We start from the raw sequence: 14,608 nt of genomic DNA, 5'->3' as shown, positions 1-14,608 counted from the left end.
TGGCGCAGATCGGCGAGGCCGATACCCTAGAAAAACTCGAAGCCCTGCTGCCCTGGAACGTCCCGCTGGAGCCCATTGCAAAAGAAGTGGCGCAATACAACGAAGGCAAGTAGGCCGATTTAGCGGCGCTTACACTTGATCAGCCACTCACCAGGCACTCCTGCCGGTTGTAACTCGATGAGAGCAGCCAACTCGGCTGAGAGCATGGCATTGAGTTCGGCGCTGCTCTTGAGGGTCTGGATCTTCAACTCCAACAAGATACCGCCGGTAAAATCCAGCCCCAAATGCAAACCACGGGTGAACAGGATATAGACGCAAGCGAGCGTCAGCACTGCGGAGAGAACCAGACCAATGTAACGCCAGCGGGTTAATCCCAACTGCACCATAAAATTCAACATGCTTAGACCCTCAACAGTTTACGGGTGCTCTGACCCCAGATTGGATTGATGATGGCGCGGGTGCCCCAGATGCCCGTGATCATGCTGGAGAGCAAACCCAGGATCAGGGTGATGGAGAAACCCTGTAGCGGACCGGAACCAATGGCGTACAGAACCACGGCACTGATCAGGGTGGTGATGTTGGCGTCAAAGATGGTGCTGAACGCCGAGCGATAACCAAAGTCGATAGCATTGGCCAGACTCCCCCCCTCTCGCAACCGATCATGGATCCGTTCGAATATCAACACATTGGTATCCACCGCCATACCGACCGTCAGTACCAGACCGGCAATCCCGGGCAGTGTCAGCACAGCTCCCGGCAGCAAGGCCAATAACCCCATCTGCATCAGCAAATTAGCCACCAATCCAACGATCGCCACCCAGCCAAATTTGCGATACCACAGCAGCATGAACAGCATCATGCCGGCCATGCCAAACAGCAGGGCGCTAAAACCGGCTTCAATATTTTGCATCCCCAGAGTCGGACCAATGGAGCGTTCTTCGAGGATCTTCAACGGCGCGGTCAGAGCCCCTGCCCGCAACAACATGGCCAACTCTTGCGCTGCCGGTAAATTATCCAGCCCTGTGATGCGGAATTGATTGCCCAGCGCCGTCTGGATAGTCGCCACATTGATCACATCACTGCGCGCCCGCAGTGGCCCCCCCGCTTCACTCTTGTACTCGGTGAAGACGGTGCCCATGGACTGTCCGACATTGCCGCGGCTGAACTGACTCATCTTGGCGCCACCCAGGCGATCCAGCGTGATGCTGACCTGAGGCTTGCCCATTTCATCCATGCCGGCGCGGGCATCGACGATATGCTCACCGCTGAGTACCGGTTGCCGCACCATGGGCACTGATCGGCCTTGCCGATCATTCAGTACAAACCCACTGCTTGCCTCGCCAACGCGGGCTGGGTGAAACGCCAATGAGGCGGTAGCACCAATCACCTCCTTCGCCTGTTTAGGGTTATGGACCCCTGGCAGCTCGATGCGGATCCCCTCCTGTCCCTGGCGTTGCACCGAGGCTTCGGTAATACCCAGTTCGTTGATGCGCTTTTTCAAAATCGCCAGATTTTGCGTCACCCCGTTATTGATCAGCAGATTGCGCTCCGCCTCGGTCAGGCTCAGGGTCCATACATTGCCGTTGCGCTGCAGGCTCCAGGCTTCCGCTTGGCCACCACTATGCAGCTTGACTATCGCCAGCCAAGGCGCCGGGTCCATGGCCTCCGGAATGACGATCCGGACTTGGCCGGCCTGCACCCGGCTCAGTGTGGTCCCCCGCAGCTTGGCTTCGCGAAATTGCGTGCGCAGGGTGTCCAGCAGATTGCGAGTCTGGGCCTCGATGATGAATTCGCTATCCACGCCAATCAGCAGTTGCGAGCCGCCCCGCAAGTCCAAACCCAGCTTGATCGGTGCCGCCCCCAAACTCTGTAACCAGGTTGGGGCGTTAGCATGAAATTCCAGTGTGATGCTGCTGTCCTTTGGCAACTGGGGTTCGAGCAGGGGTTTGGCGCGCTGCTGTTGATCCTGGCTACTGAACACCAGCTGTACCTTGTCGGCGCTGCTAATAATTTTCTCGGGCTCTAATCCCTGTGATGCCAGCCGTTGCTGTTGTGCCGGGGTCCAGGCCCCTGCGCCATGCAGACCCAATGCCGGTTGTTCACCGAAAAAAGTCGGTAACGAATAAAAACTGAAGGTCACCAGCATCAAGAGCAGCAAGGCATATTGCCACTTGCTCATGCGATTGAGGCGAGCGCGTTCTGATGGTTTGAATTTCATGGTGTCATTCCATGTGAAGACGATAAGTCGTGACGCAGACAGCCGAGCGCTACTCGGCGGCGTCAATTCAATACAGGCAGGCGATGACACTCAGGCAACTATTTGTACCCACTAGCGACGGGTGTTAATACAGTGCTAGCGCTCGGTTCGATGTACTGCGGCCACATACCGGATGCGGTCGTGTGCAGAGTAGGCTGAACCTAAACATTGGGTACCAGGTTGATAGACGAATTCAATCGCGCCGCAAAGCAACGAGATCAACCGGCGGTGTGGCAGAAGCGGTATTGCAGATGTTTCGGGTTCCAGAAGCGGGAGGTCAACTGACCAAACCGATCTCGCAAGGCATGTTTTTTGTACAGCAGGGGCAAGCAAAGCGCCAAGCCACTCAACAGCAGCCAGACCAGTTGCATCGACCATTCACAAAGTAACACATAGGGGATCAAGGGCTGATCCTCGCGCAGGCGCTGCATATGTTCGGTGCGTAATCCGGCATGTTGCGAGGTCACCACGCCGTCAGGTTCGGGACTAACCTGGCGTTGAGCCTGGTGTCCAGCAGAGATGGTTTTCACCCCATCAGAGGGAGTCGCATTCTGCCATCCCTGAATCTCCTGAGGTTGAGAGACGCCCTGCGACCATGAAACGGTGTTGAGCAGGTAGCCATCAACCGCAGAATAACTATCTGCTAATAAAACGCCGAGCAGCATGATGCATGCAGCAATCGACCATTTTACCCACCGAGGCACTAACAAGCCACTTCATCTCCCGTAACAAACAGCGCGACCGTACCATAACCGCCACGACAGGGTCAAACCCGCAGAGCATGACCAGACATACCGCCCGACTCTTGGCTAGGCAATCCTCTATCCAGTTGACGAGCCCTGGCTTTACCGCCGACTCGGGCCGCAAAAAGCAGCATCCGCTCACACAAAGTGCGCTCGCAGCCTTGCGCAACAAGCATCCAAATCGGTATCCAGTTAACGCTTCCTGAACGTCATCCAACCCTGTTTTTACTTTCTTGACCCCTGTCGTGTGAAAAAAGCGCGCCGCCCCGTATCCTCTTGTCGTGGTTGATAAAATCAGGATGGAATCGCCTGATATCAAGTAGCATCTGCCGCACACGTTACGGGCATGGAGATGCCCCTAAGCCCGCCGAATCAAGGACCCCGAGCGCGAATGGAAGCCAAAAACGCAGAATATTTTCACATTCACCGGCTGGGGCAATATACGCCCATGTGGCAGGTTGGGCGTCGCATCAACTGGGTTCAAAAACGCAATAACCTGTTTTACGACCATTTCAATGAGCAGGGTTTATTCTACGACGACGGCATCGAAGATCTGCCCTTCTGCCAGGCGCTGGACAAATTCTTCGCCAGCAGTATCGACTACCAGCGTTTGGAAGCATTGAGTCTGCTCAAGGCCGCCCGCGAAGCGACCAAGAGTCAGTCGATTTTTATCCGTGAAGAGATATTCGAGGAGGTTCGTAGTAACTACTTTCCCCATTTACCGTCACGCAAAACCTGTATCTGGGTCTGTACCCGTGATGCCGTCGATTTTTGGTGGAAGACACTCAATCCAGGTAATCAGAAACTATTAAAGCTGAATCTGACCGGCTCTTTGTACATCGCCGATCAACGCCACCTGCTGGCCGATACCTATCGGCACAATGATATTCGCGCCCGCGCATTCGAATACTGGACCGGTAGCGATGGCATCAAGGCCCAGGATCAGGAGGTGCTCTTCGAAGGCATCATCGATGTAGTCGGCGAATACAACTCCCCCGACGAGCTATGACGACGGGTTTACCACCAACCATATTGTTGCCCCAATAACTTGGTCGAGATCGCCAGCGACATGATGACAATCAGGGGGCGGATAATTTTGCCACCTTGCTTGATCACCATCCGAGAGCCCAAGCGAGCACCGATAAATTGTCCCAACGCCATGCACAGACCGACACTCCAGACCAATTTCCCGCCCAAGGCAAAGAACAGCAAGGAAGCCAGATTAGAGGTGAAATTCAGTAATTTGCTGTGCGCGGTCGCCTTGGCAATATTAAAACCGGCCAGCGCTACGAAGGCGATGGCAAAAAAAGAGCCCGTTCCGGGGCCAAAAAAACCGTCGTAAAAACCGACCCCAAGCCCAACAGTGCCAGCAAAGGCATGGATCCCCAGACGTCGATGAGAATCTTTATCGCCCACTCGAGGGGAAAGTAGAAAATAGAGTGCGAATCCCATCAGCAAGAACGGCAGCACCCGGCCCAAGGCGCTGGCATCAATCTGCTGGACCAAAATAGTGCCCAACGCACTGCCGATGAAAGTCAAGACGACGGTTAACTTGATCGATGAGAAGTCAATGTAACCACGGCGCGCAAAATACCAGGTGGCAGAAAAACTGCCGAAACTACTCTGCAGCTTATTGGTACCCAAGGCCTGAGCGGGCGGCAGACCTGCAGCCAATAACGCTGGCAGGGTGATCAAACCGCCACCACCGGCAATCGCATCGATGAAGCCAGCGCATAAGCCACTCAAGGCCAACAACAGCAGGGTACTTAGTTCAAATTCCATTTAGATTCCTTGATAACCAGATCAGACAAACACCCACCTCGATTGACTGCCCTCACAGAGCGGGAAATAGACACATGGACGCGGCAAGTGGCGGGATACGAAACGACAGCCCAATAACATACCCCAGCGGGCGCTTTGTCGCAGCAGTGCTGTCGTTCTTCAAGCCATGAAATTTGCCCAGAAGGGGCTGTTTTCCTTTACCAGGTACGGATAGGCCAAATCATCAAGGTCATGCTGGCAGCAGCTTTTTCATCGGCATAAAAAAAGGCAACCCAAAATGGTTGCCCGAAAATCGCTGATCAATGATCAGTTACAACAAGACCCGTCGATAAGACACCTCAGGGGTGGAGGTGAACTATCTAAGGAAAACAACAACATAAGGAAACAGGTTTCAATCCAGATACTCGTAATGATAAGAGGCTCTACGATTACCAAACGCGCGCTGAATGATGCGGCGCGCTTTATTCAATTCTCTTTGCTGCAAAACGGTCATTTTCAAATCAAGAATACCCATGATGCTCTCCTTCCTATCGCTTTCGAATTTGAGTTTCGAAAAACACGGTCCGTGTGAAATCACGTCACTGGGTGACACTCAGCAAGTAGAAGTATTGTTGATCGCCGTCACACTTTTGTCCAGCCGTTGTGATTGTTTTTCCGTTATATTTTTACCTGTAGCAACATAAATGGACCCCATTGCAGCCAACCAGTACAGAATGGCACCGTTTTATTGTTATTTAATTACAGTCTGGAAATATTGTTACGATTTTACAATTATGCACACCAATGACGAATAAAAAAACGAATCCTGGCCCTAGCCCCTGCCTTCCATTCCCCCCTTGAGTTATAATTAGCAGCAAATATTCATCGGCATAGATCAAATAAGTGATTGAATTAAAATCAGAAAGCCTGCTCCCTCATTTTCCGGCACTTCAACATGAACGCTTGACTCAGATTGAGCCACTGCGTTTTGCCGAAGCGCAACCTCGAGCCGCTTCTGCGATTAACCGTCTGATCAGTATGCGCCGCGGCTGTCAAACCTTGCTGTTGAGCGGGTTCCCCGGGGTCGATTACGAACAGACAGTGATGGATCTGATCGATGAGTGCTCACCAGATAACACTCAACTGTTCGATCTCTGCTATGCCGAAAATCTGCAAAATCCCTACCGCCCGCTATGGCTCAAACTTAAACCGGGCAGTGGTATCGAATTCTGTGAGCTGATCGGAGAATTGCTACGACTTCTCAATCTGCACCTGGATGCAGAAGCGGTCGTCACCAAGATCCTGCGCAAGCAAGATCAGGATCAAAAGATCGCTGACTATCTGGGCGAGCTGGCCGCTCACGTTGCACAGGGCGGTAGTTTTATTCATCCGATCCTGATCAATTTGCTTATTCACCATGAAACCGAGACCCCTCCGGTGATCTATGGGCGTGACTTAAGCTGGCCCAGTCTGTTCGGTGCCGTGAACTACCAGACTGAACAGGGAACTGTTTATAGCCATCATCACCTGCTGGAAGCTGGTTTGTTGCGTGAGGCTAATGGCGGCTTTCTCATCCTGCCGTTGGAAGAGTTAATGGATCAACCGGAACTCTGGTTCAAATTGCGCAACGCACTAGAGACCGGATTTCTGGACTGGAGCACGCCAAGCGACGCAGCAACCACAACACCCTTCTTCATTCCCGAGCCCTCTCCGCTCAATGTTAAATTGATTCTGGTTGGCGATCGGCTCACCTCCGCAGAATTTAACCTGCTGGATCGGGAGATATCGGAACGCATTTTCCTGCGAACCGATCTGATCTCTGAATTGCCCTTGGAAGACAATTATGAGTTGTTCCTCGGTCTGCTCAGTGGCATTCGCCAGAGCGATGAGCTGCTGGATTTTGATCGCCAAGCCATCGAGGTCTTGAGCCGCTTTGCTTGTCGACTCTGCGAACACCAGCAGATCCTCTCCATTGCCGAAACCCAGTTGGGCGCGCTGATGCGTTTAGCCGATAGCGTGGCTCGAGAGGAACAAAGTGATGTGGTCAGCAAGAGCCATGTCCAGGCCGCTTTGGCAGAGCAGGAATATCGACTGAACTACATTGTGGAGCAATCGGATCAGGGTGTAGTCGATGGTCAGATCCTGCTGCAAACCGAGGGCGAGGTGATCGGCCAGATCAACGGCTTGTCGGTGATCGAAATCATGGGCCATCCCTATGACTTCGGCGAGCCGGTCCGGCTCACCGCAACTGTACATATGGGCGATGGTGATGTCGCGGATATCGAGCGTAAAGCTGAATTAGCGGGCCACATTCATGCCAAGGCGATGATGATTATCCATGGTTATCTCTCCACCCAATTTGGCGCCGAAAATCCGTCACCGCTTTCTGCTAATCTGGTGTTTGAGCAGTCTTACCATGAGATTGATGGTGACAGTGCTTCCTTAACCGGACTCTGTGCCCTGCTTTCAGCACTGGCCCAGCAACCCATCTATCAACATTTTGCCGTCACAGGTGCTGTCGACCAGTTTGGCAATGTACAACCCGTCGGCGGCCTGAATGAAAAGATTGAAGGTTTTTTCCGGGTCTGCCGGATCCATGGTTTCAATGGTAAGCAAGGCGTCATCATTCCGGCGACCAATCAATTGCAATTGGTACTGTCAGATGAGGTTATCGCCGCGGTCGAGAATGGTGAGTTTCATATCTACCCTGTCAGTCATGTCGATGAAGCGATCCAGTTGCTCACCGGCTATCAGGCAGGTGATATCGATGACGAAGAGACACTATACGGCCGCATTAGAGCTCGACTGGATGAGTTAAACGGTACCCAGCGTCGGCGAGGTGTGCTCAGCCTCCTGTTTCGACGCTTTGGACAAGTGATCGGAGTTGTTTAGCGAACACCTGTTCGCTAAATTAGTGCTAGCGTTAATCACATAGGATATACAGTGTGTTGGATACCAAATCCGTAATTGAACTGCCGCCTTCATTGTGCGACCAAGGCAAGAATTCATTTTCTCGTGACGAATTGTTAGCCTGTAGTCGCGGCGAGCTTTTTGGTCCGGGCAACAGCCAGTTACCCGCCCCCAATATGCTGATGATGGATCGCATCGCCAAAATCAGCGCCGTCGGCGGCTTATTTGACAAAGGCGAAATCATTGCGGAGCTGGATATCACGCCGGATCTGTGGTTTTTTGACTGCCATTTTCCAGGCGATCCTGTGATGCCCGGTTGCTTGGGGCTAGATGCCATGTGGCAACTGGTCGGCTTCTTCCTGGGTTGGAAAGGCGGCCCAGGTAAGGGACGCGCACTGGGTGTCGGTGAAGTGAAATTTACTGGTCAGATCGTGCCAACCGCAAAGAAAGTCACCTACAAAATCCAGATGAAACGCCTGATCTGGCGCAAGCTCATCATGGGGATCGCCGATGGCGTCGTTGAAGTCGATGGTCGTCCCATCTACAGCGCTAGCGATCTGAAAGTCGGACTGTTTACCGATACCTCCTCATTCTGAGTCCTTGCCTCTGAATGTGAAAAAGGCCCTGATGGGCCTTTTTCATTGAATTCCGTGTTATTTAGCAGAGATTACACTTACGCCGCGATCATCCATCGCGTCGCGCCAACCGCCCAGCCAGTATCCCCTGGCATCGATACACTGGTAGGGGCAACCTTCTTTGGAACGCCCTGCGATACCAGCTTGATAGCCCTTAGCACGCGCTCTATCCAAACGATCTCGTTTTTGTCTTTTCATCATGCTAAATCCTCTTTTCCACTTGAAAAAAGACGACAGTCGCGAACCCTGTCGTCCTTATCGTTAGCCAAGTTGGCGAAGAGGTCAATCGTTGATGCAGCTGAAATGCGACATGACTCGACTCAATATTGCTAATTGATTAATTAATCATGACATTTTTTTGTAGGATTTCAGTTTCCGCGACCAAGCCAGTAAGGGCAATACCGCCAACAACCAGAGCGGAATGGAGCCACCACCATTATCCTGCCCTAAATCACTGGCAGGCAACGCATTGGTAACCACATAGTCGGAAGGAACATCGTTATCGCTACCAAAGGTGGTATTCGGTGTCAGCAATACCGGAACCACAGTAGCATTCTGACGCGCCGCCCAATCAGCGTAGCTGTCATAACTATAAGCGGTGGCTGCCACAGTACCATCATCATGCACCGCTGACGCATACACGATATAGTAGTACTTACCGTTTTGGGCACAACTAGCGGCACCATCGACTGTTGCACAAATCAAATCGTTAAAACGCCAGCTATTTTTTGTCCCGACGTTATACAGGAAAGCCTCTTGCAAACGCGGACTACCGTTATAAACCGGTTGAGTTTCGTTCCGTTCATCCTGCCAGCCAACCACCTGCCCCAAACTATTAATTGCTGCCGCTTCGGAGTTGGCCGCGGGATTGGGTTTATTCTCAAAAGGAATCGTGGTGGTATTAGTGGTCGAGTCATACACAAACATTTCGACCGGCTTATTCCGGGATTTGGCTTGAGAGAACTTCTGATTACCAATGACAACCCCTTGCGCATTAGCTGCCACCGCCCAGGTATTGGACAGCACTTCATCCCCTTCACCGGGCGCATCTTTCGGCAACGGAATGGCGGCTAAGGTGCCAAAGACGGGCTGCCCATCCACTATGGTAACCGGCCAAGTCACAGCCGCATTCCGACCCGAAGTAACACTGCTGCCGACCTTGTCAGTTGAAGAATAACCAACCGCCAGATAGGAGCCATCTTCCTTTTCGGTAAGACCAAGCACAGCAGCGGTCTCTAACAAGCCGGAGTCATGGTGATAATAGTTGCTGGCCAAGGCCGCGGTCGCAGAGGTGGCATCAGGAGTTGTCAGCCACAAGGCTGCCTGGGTATTAAAACCCGGACAGCGATTAAGATCACTATTTTGCGACGTATCGCCGTTATAGCAATAGGCTAAGGAAGAGTCCGGCCCCTTGACGCTGGTATTCGCTGTACCACCGACCAGATAGCTGTCATCACTCAGTTTCAGGAGAGCATTGGCACTGCTGAAACCGCCGACATCCGTGAAGGTTGTTGGCGGCAGCAGATCGATATCATTACCTCCCAGATGGGCAAACGCCTGGCGCTCGAAGTAGTAGCCATTGGTGGCCGCGCTGGCCACTTTGTAGCCAACAAAATAATCGGCACTAGAACCAAGCTGTTTGATGATGCCATCTTGCTCCGTCCGGCTGCTGCCATTCAGTAAACTTTCATTCTGCGCAACGTAGGTGACGGTATCTTTGCGCCAATCTTTAGCCCGGGTGCTCGCCCCGCTCCAGAAACCATCGCAGACATCAGAAGCCATTAAGCTATTACAATCGATGTTGTAGCGAAACCGATCCGCCAGATCCATAGCCATAGGCGCCATGTTGTAGTACTGGAACCAATCATTGGTGGCCGCCTGCATGGCGACTGTCTTGTCCGCAGCCATAGCCGTTGGCCAGGGCCCATAGTTACCGGCCTTATCGCCGGCAATCTCGGTAATCTGATAAAACGGGGTCTCTGCCGCATGAGAGGCACAAGACAAGATGGAGAGTGTTGCCAGCAGAGTCAGCTTGGTTTTCATGTAATGCCTCAATCCTCTTGTTTCATCGCTTCCAGCTCTTCCCAACGCAAGAAGGCTGTTTCTAATTCATCTTCGCAGGCTTGGAGTTCAGCCAACACTTTTTGAGTCTGTACACTATCTTGGGTAAAAAATTCCGCCGAGTTAACCTGCTCTTGGTATGCCGTGAGCCTCTGCTCTAGAGCCTCGAGTTTTGCCGGTAAGGCTTCCAACTCCAGCTGCAACTTGTAGGACATTTTACGGCTCTTTTTCGCAACCGGAGTAACAGGTTCCGGCTCTTTACTGGCTTTGCTAACGAGTTCAGTTGGCTTCATCTGCTGCCGCAAGGCCTGCAGATCGGCGTAGCCTCCCACATACTCGGTAATACGTCCATCCCCTTCAAAGAACCAGGAGTGGGTAACAGTATTATCAATAAATCGGCGGTCGTGGCTCACCAGCAACAGGGTTGCCTGATACTCCGCCAGCAGATCTTCCAGCAGTTCCAATGTTTCGATATCCAAATCATTGGTTGGTTCATCAAGAATCAATAAATTACAGGGTTTGAGAAATAATCGGGCCAGTAATAACCGATTTTTTTCACCGCCGGATAGGGCCCGCACCGGAGTTAATGCCCGTTTCGGCTCAAACAGGAAATCTTGTAAATAGCCCAAGACATGACGACGCCGTCCGGCAACCTCGACTTCGCTCCGGCCCTCCGCCAAGTTATCCACCACTGTTTTGTCCGGATCGAGCTGCTGCCGATATTGATCAAAATAGGCGACATCCAGCTTGGTTCCGCAACGCAGGGTTCCTCGCTGCGGGGTCAGATCTCCCAGGAGTAACTTGATGAGCGTCGTCTTGCCGCAACCATTGGGGCCAATCAGAGCAATCTTGTCACCGCGAAGCACCTGGAAAGTAAAGTCCTGGATCAGTGTCCGACCGTCAATGTCATAGCCCAGATGCTCGGCCTCAAAGACCAATTTACCCGAGCGTTGCGCCTCATCGACTTGCAACCGGGCCGTCCCCTGGACTTCGCGCCGCGCTTGCCGTTCATTGCGTAACGCCTTTAGCGCGCGGACGCGGCCCTCGTTGCGGGTGCGGCGAGCCTTGATTCCTTGGCGGATCCAGGTTTCTTCCTGGGCCAGCTTCTTGTCAAATTCGGCTTGCTGCAGACTCTCGACGCGCAGCGCCTCTTCCTTGCCTTCCAGATATTGATCGTAATTCCCGGGCCAGGAGCTGACTTGGCCCCGGTCCAGATCGACAATCCGGGTCGCCAGCGCATGGATAAATTCCCGATCATGGCTGATGAAGACAATGGCACCGCGAAACTCTTTGAGGAACGACTCCAACCAATCGATGGCTTCGATGTCCAGATGGTTGGTCGGTTCATCCAGTAGCAACAGATCTGGATCGCCAGCCAGCGCACGAGCAAAGGCCACCTTGCGCAACCAACCGCCCGACAGTTGCTGCAGTGACGCCTCAGGATCCAGTTTCAGCATGCTCAACACCTGACGGATCCGCATATCGAACTGCCAGCCATTGAGGTGATCCAGCTCCTCCTGCAGACGACTGAGAACCCGGATGTTCTGCTCGCTTGGGTCATGGGCTACGGCTATGGATTGTACGTGATAGCGCTGCAGCAAGTTACCCACACCGCTCAGACCATTGGCTACATAATCAAACACAGTTTCCTGAGAGCTCTGGGGCGGATCTTGCTCCAGGCGAGCGATCTGCAGATCCTGCAAATGTATCCGGCGACCATCATCCAGAGGCAGATCACCAGCAATAACTTTCAACAGGGTGGATTTACCGGCACCATTGCGTCCAACCAGACACAGGCGCTCACCCGGCTCGATCTGCAAATCAATATGGTCAAGCAGCGGCGCATCACTGTAGGAAAGATAAGCTTGATGCAGGGAAAAAATCGCCATGTTTACATCTCGTTACGAAAATTTGCTCACCGAGCATGAACGGCTGAAGTGTCGATCCAGGATCGCACTCCCGAAAAATATACCCACCGAGCCAACCAGAATAATGAGTACCCTGGTTGGCCGGGTCGCAAGGATCACACGGACGAGGCGTCGCTGTGATGGATCAACCAGCAATTGTGAATATGCACGTTGCGGGCAAAATCCTTCGGCCGCGTCTGCTCGCTGATGTTGGTGGCTTGCAGCCCCAACTCCGCCAAACCATCCAGATCCATCTTGAAGTGGCGCTTGTTATTGGAAAACACCAAGGTTCCGCCCGGTGCCAGCAAACGCTTCAGATCCTGCATCAATCTCAGGTGGTCACGCTGCACATCAAAGCTCTCTTCCATTCGTTTGGAATTGGAGAACGTCGGCGGATCGATGAAGATCAGATCGAATTCTTCATCGCATTCGGCCAGCCACTTCAGGCAGTCGGCTTGTTCAAAATGGTGCCGAGAATTGAGCAAGCCATTGTGCTCCAGATTGTCGCGTGCCCAGTTCAAATAGGTTCGTGACATATCCACAGTGGTGGTAAATCGGGCGCCACCCAAGGCAGCATGCACGGTGGCTGAACCTGTATAGGCAAACAGATTCAGGAAGCGCTTATCCTTGGCCATCTGCCCGAGCATGCGGCGAGTCAAGCGATGATCGAGAAACAGGCCGGTATCCAAGTAGTCCTGCAGGTTGACCAGCAACTTGGCACCATACTCATGGACTTCCAGCATCTGTTTTTGCTCTGCCAACTTCTGGTATTGCTGCTCCCCTTTCTGCCGCTCACGGACCTTGAGTATCAGGTTGGCGCCCGGCACGCCGGTGACTGCGATAGTGGCCTGCACCATATCCAACAGGCGCTGCCGCGCGACAGCTTCAGGGATCGACTTGGGCGCCGCATATTCTTGCACGACCAGATACTCACCATAGCGATCGATAGCAGCGTTGTAGTCCGGCAGATCGGCATCATACAGACGGTAGGCATCCAGCCCTTCCTGGCTGGCCCACTTCTCCAACGACTTGATATTCTTGCGCAAGCGGTTGGCGAAATCTTCCGCCACCATCTTGGTCGAAGCCACTGAGTCTTCGGCAATCTGGTAGTTGCGCAACTGGCACTCCAGAGCGCCGTTGAACAGGCGATATTGCTTCTCGGCGCGCAAGCGCAGGCAGCTGAGCAAATCAGGGGAAGAACACAGCACCGAGGCGCGCCAGCCTTGGAATCCCTGACGCAAGGATTGTCCCAGCTCCTGATACAGTTTGAGCAACTCGGGGAACTCGCCCAGACGCTCGCCATAGGGCGGGTTGGTCACCACAAAGCCGCGTTCACCAGGCCATGGGTTTTGCATCCGGGCCACATCTTGTTCTTCAAAGCGAATGATGTCGCCCAGGCCTGCAGCACGCGCATTGTCACGAGCACGATTGAGCACCCGGAAGTCACTGTCACGGCCCAGAAATTTCAAACCGGCACTCTTGTTCATTCCCCGTTTGGCGCGAACGCGGGCTTCGGCCAGCACAGATTGCCACAAGGGCTCATCATGCAACTTCAGCTCTGTCAGCCCAAAGCGATCGCGGAGCAGACCCGGTGCCATATCGGTCGCCATCATAGCCGCTTCAATCAGCAAGGTCCCCGAACCACACATGGGATCCAGCAAAGGTTCCTGCTGCCAACCCGCACGCAGCAGCATGGCGGCTGCCAGATTCTCCTTGAGGGGCGCATCACCGGTACCGGCCCGATAACCGCGCTGATGCAATGCCGGGCCGGACAAATCCAGCGCCACGCTGGCCTCTTCACGCTTCAGGTGAACTTGAATGCGCACATCCGGCTCACGCTTATCAATATTGGGACGCACCCCTTCTCGCTTGGTGAAACGATCCACAATGGCATCCTTGACCTTCAAGGCACCATATTGGGTGTTCCGGATCGAATCAGAGGTGCCGGAGAAATCAACCGCCAGAGTCTGATGGGGGGAAAAATAGTTTTCCCACGGAATATTGCTGATCCCCAGATAGAGATCCATATCGTCGCGAACGCCGAAACTGACCAATGACAGCATGATGCGGGAAGCAAGGCGGCTCCACAGGCAGGCGCGATACGCGGTTTCCAAGGAGCCGCTGAAGGAGACCCCCGCCACTGTCTCTTTGACGCTTTCCGCGCCCAGTTGGGTAAGTTCTGCGGCCAGTAGGGATTCGAGTCCTTTGGGACATGTTGCAAAAAAATCAGTCATGAATAGCTTTCGGACACCAGCAATAAAGGTCGCACATTATAGCGCAACTCCAGAGATGGTTCCCTCACTTCGAGTGAAAAAGCCCGTCAGGATCGGTAAG

11 protein-coding genes and 1 pseudogene are annotated in these 14,608 nt (G+C 53.2%); 3 read left to right on the top strand and 9 right to left on the bottom strand.

Features of this window, described 5'->3' with window-relative positions; genetic code table 11:
- Positions 1 to 134: 134 nt before the first annotated feature.
- The 3 genes and pseudogenes from ACYVG7_RS20190 to ACYVG7_RS20180 form a co-directional block, all read right to left on the bottom strand.
- A pseudogene (locus tag ACYVG7_RS20190) lies at positions 135 to 398 on the bottom strand (protein translocase subunit SecF); the annotation flags it as partial.
- A gap of 2 nt (positions 399 to 400) precedes the next feature.
- Positions 401 to 2,218 carry a protein translocase subunit SecD gene (secD, locus tag ACYVG7_RS20185; RefSeq protein WP_460884900.1) on the bottom strand — a complete coding sequence of 606 codons (1,818 nt, stop codon included), beginning with the start codon at positions 2,216 to 2,218 and terminating at the stop codon, positions 401 to 403.
- A gap of 257 nt (positions 2,219 to 2,475) precedes the next feature.
- Positions 2,476 to 2,922: a hypothetical protein gene (locus ACYVG7_RS20180; RefSeq protein ID WP_460884899.1), complete on the bottom strand. Its 447-nt coding sequence runs from the start codon at positions 2,920 to 2,922 to the stop codon at positions 2,476 to 2,478.
- 469 nt (positions 2,923 to 3,391) lie between these two features.
- On the opposite strand from ACYVG7_RS20180, the gene ACYVG7_RS20175 reads away from it, so the two are divergent.
- On the top strand, positions 3,392 to 4,009 hold the full coding sequence (locus tag ACYVG7_RS20175) for a DUF2441 domain-containing protein (RefSeq protein ID WP_460884898.1): 618 nt from the start codon (positions 3,392 to 3,394) through the stop codon (positions 4,007 to 4,009).
- An 8-nt stretch (positions 4,010 to 4,017) separates the two neighbouring features.
- Here the strand turns inward: ACYVG7_RS20175 and ACYVG7_RS20170 are convergent, their stop codons facing one another.
- Both ACYVG7_RS20170 and ACYVG7_RS20165 read right to left on the bottom strand, forming a co-directional pair.
- The gene (locus ACYVG7_RS20170) at positions 4,018 to 4,782 is read right to left on the bottom strand and encodes a TSUP family transporter (protein ID WP_460884897.1); all 765 of its coding nucleotides are present in this window, start codon (positions 4,780 to 4,782) and stop codon (positions 4,018 to 4,020) included.
- Positions 4,783 to 5,173: 391 nt separating this feature from the next.
- Positions 5,174 to 5,296, bottom strand: a complete 123-nt coding sequence (locus ACYVG7_RS20165; RefSeq protein WP_460884896.1) for a hypothetical protein — start codon at positions 5,294 to 5,296, stop codon at positions 5,174 to 5,176.
- A 368-nt stretch (positions 5,297 to 5,664) separates the two neighbouring features.
- Between ACYVG7_RS20165 and ACYVG7_RS20160 the strand changes: the two genes are divergently transcribed.
- Positions 5,665 to 7,653 carry a Lon protease family protein gene (locus ACYVG7_RS20160; RefSeq protein WP_460884895.1) on the top strand — a complete coding sequence of 663 codons (1,989 nt, stop codon included), beginning with the start codon at positions 5,665 to 5,667 and terminating at the stop codon, positions 7,651 to 7,653.
- A 53-nt stretch (positions 7,654 to 7,706) separates the two neighbouring features.
- Positions 7,707 to 8,267 (top strand): 3-hydroxyacyl-[acyl-carrier-protein] dehydratase FabA, encoded by a 561-nt coding sequence (fabA, locus tag ACYVG7_RS20155; RefSeq protein WP_460884894.1) that lies wholly within the window; start codon positions 7,707 to 7,709, stop codon positions 8,265 to 8,267.
- A gap of 57 nt (positions 8,268 to 8,324) precedes the next feature.
- Here fabA and rmf read toward each other — a convergent pair whose 3' ends face one another.
- From rmf to rlmKL, 4 genes are all read right to left on the bottom strand, one after another.
- Positions 8,325 to 8,507, bottom strand: a complete 183-nt coding sequence (gene rmf / locus ACYVG7_RS20150) for a ribosome modulation factor (protein WP_460884893.1) — start codon at positions 8,505 to 8,507, stop codon at positions 8,325 to 8,327.
- Between the two features lie 144 nt (positions 8,508 to 8,651).
- Positions 8,652 to 10,349, bottom strand: coding sequence for a DUF3466 family protein (locus tag ACYVG7_RS20145; protein ID WP_460884892.1), 1,698 nt, complete (start codon positions 10,347 to 10,349; stop codon positions 8,652 to 8,654).
- An 8-nt stretch (positions 10,350 to 10,357) separates the two neighbouring features.
- Entirely contained in the window at positions 10,358 to 12,256 is a 1,899-nt protein-coding gene (locus tag ACYVG7_RS20140) for an ABC transporter ATP-binding protein (protein ID WP_460884891.1), read from the bottom strand.
- Positions 12,257 to 12,390: 134 nt separating this feature from the next.
- A complete protein-coding gene (gene rlmKL / locus ACYVG7_RS20135; RefSeq protein ID WP_460884890.1) occupies positions 12,391 to 14,508 on the bottom strand; it encodes a bifunctional 23S rRNA (guanine(2069)-N(7))-methyltransferase RlmK/23S rRNA (guanine(2445)-N(2))-methyltransferase RlmL in 2,118 nt (705 codons plus the stop codon).
- Positions 14,509 to 14,608: the final 100 nt, after the last annotated feature.

Source organism: Pseudaeromonas pectinilytica, from assembly GCF_054780855.1.
Note: the sequence above shows the minus strand (reverse complement) of the source record. Positions and strands in the feature narration are given on the sequence as shown.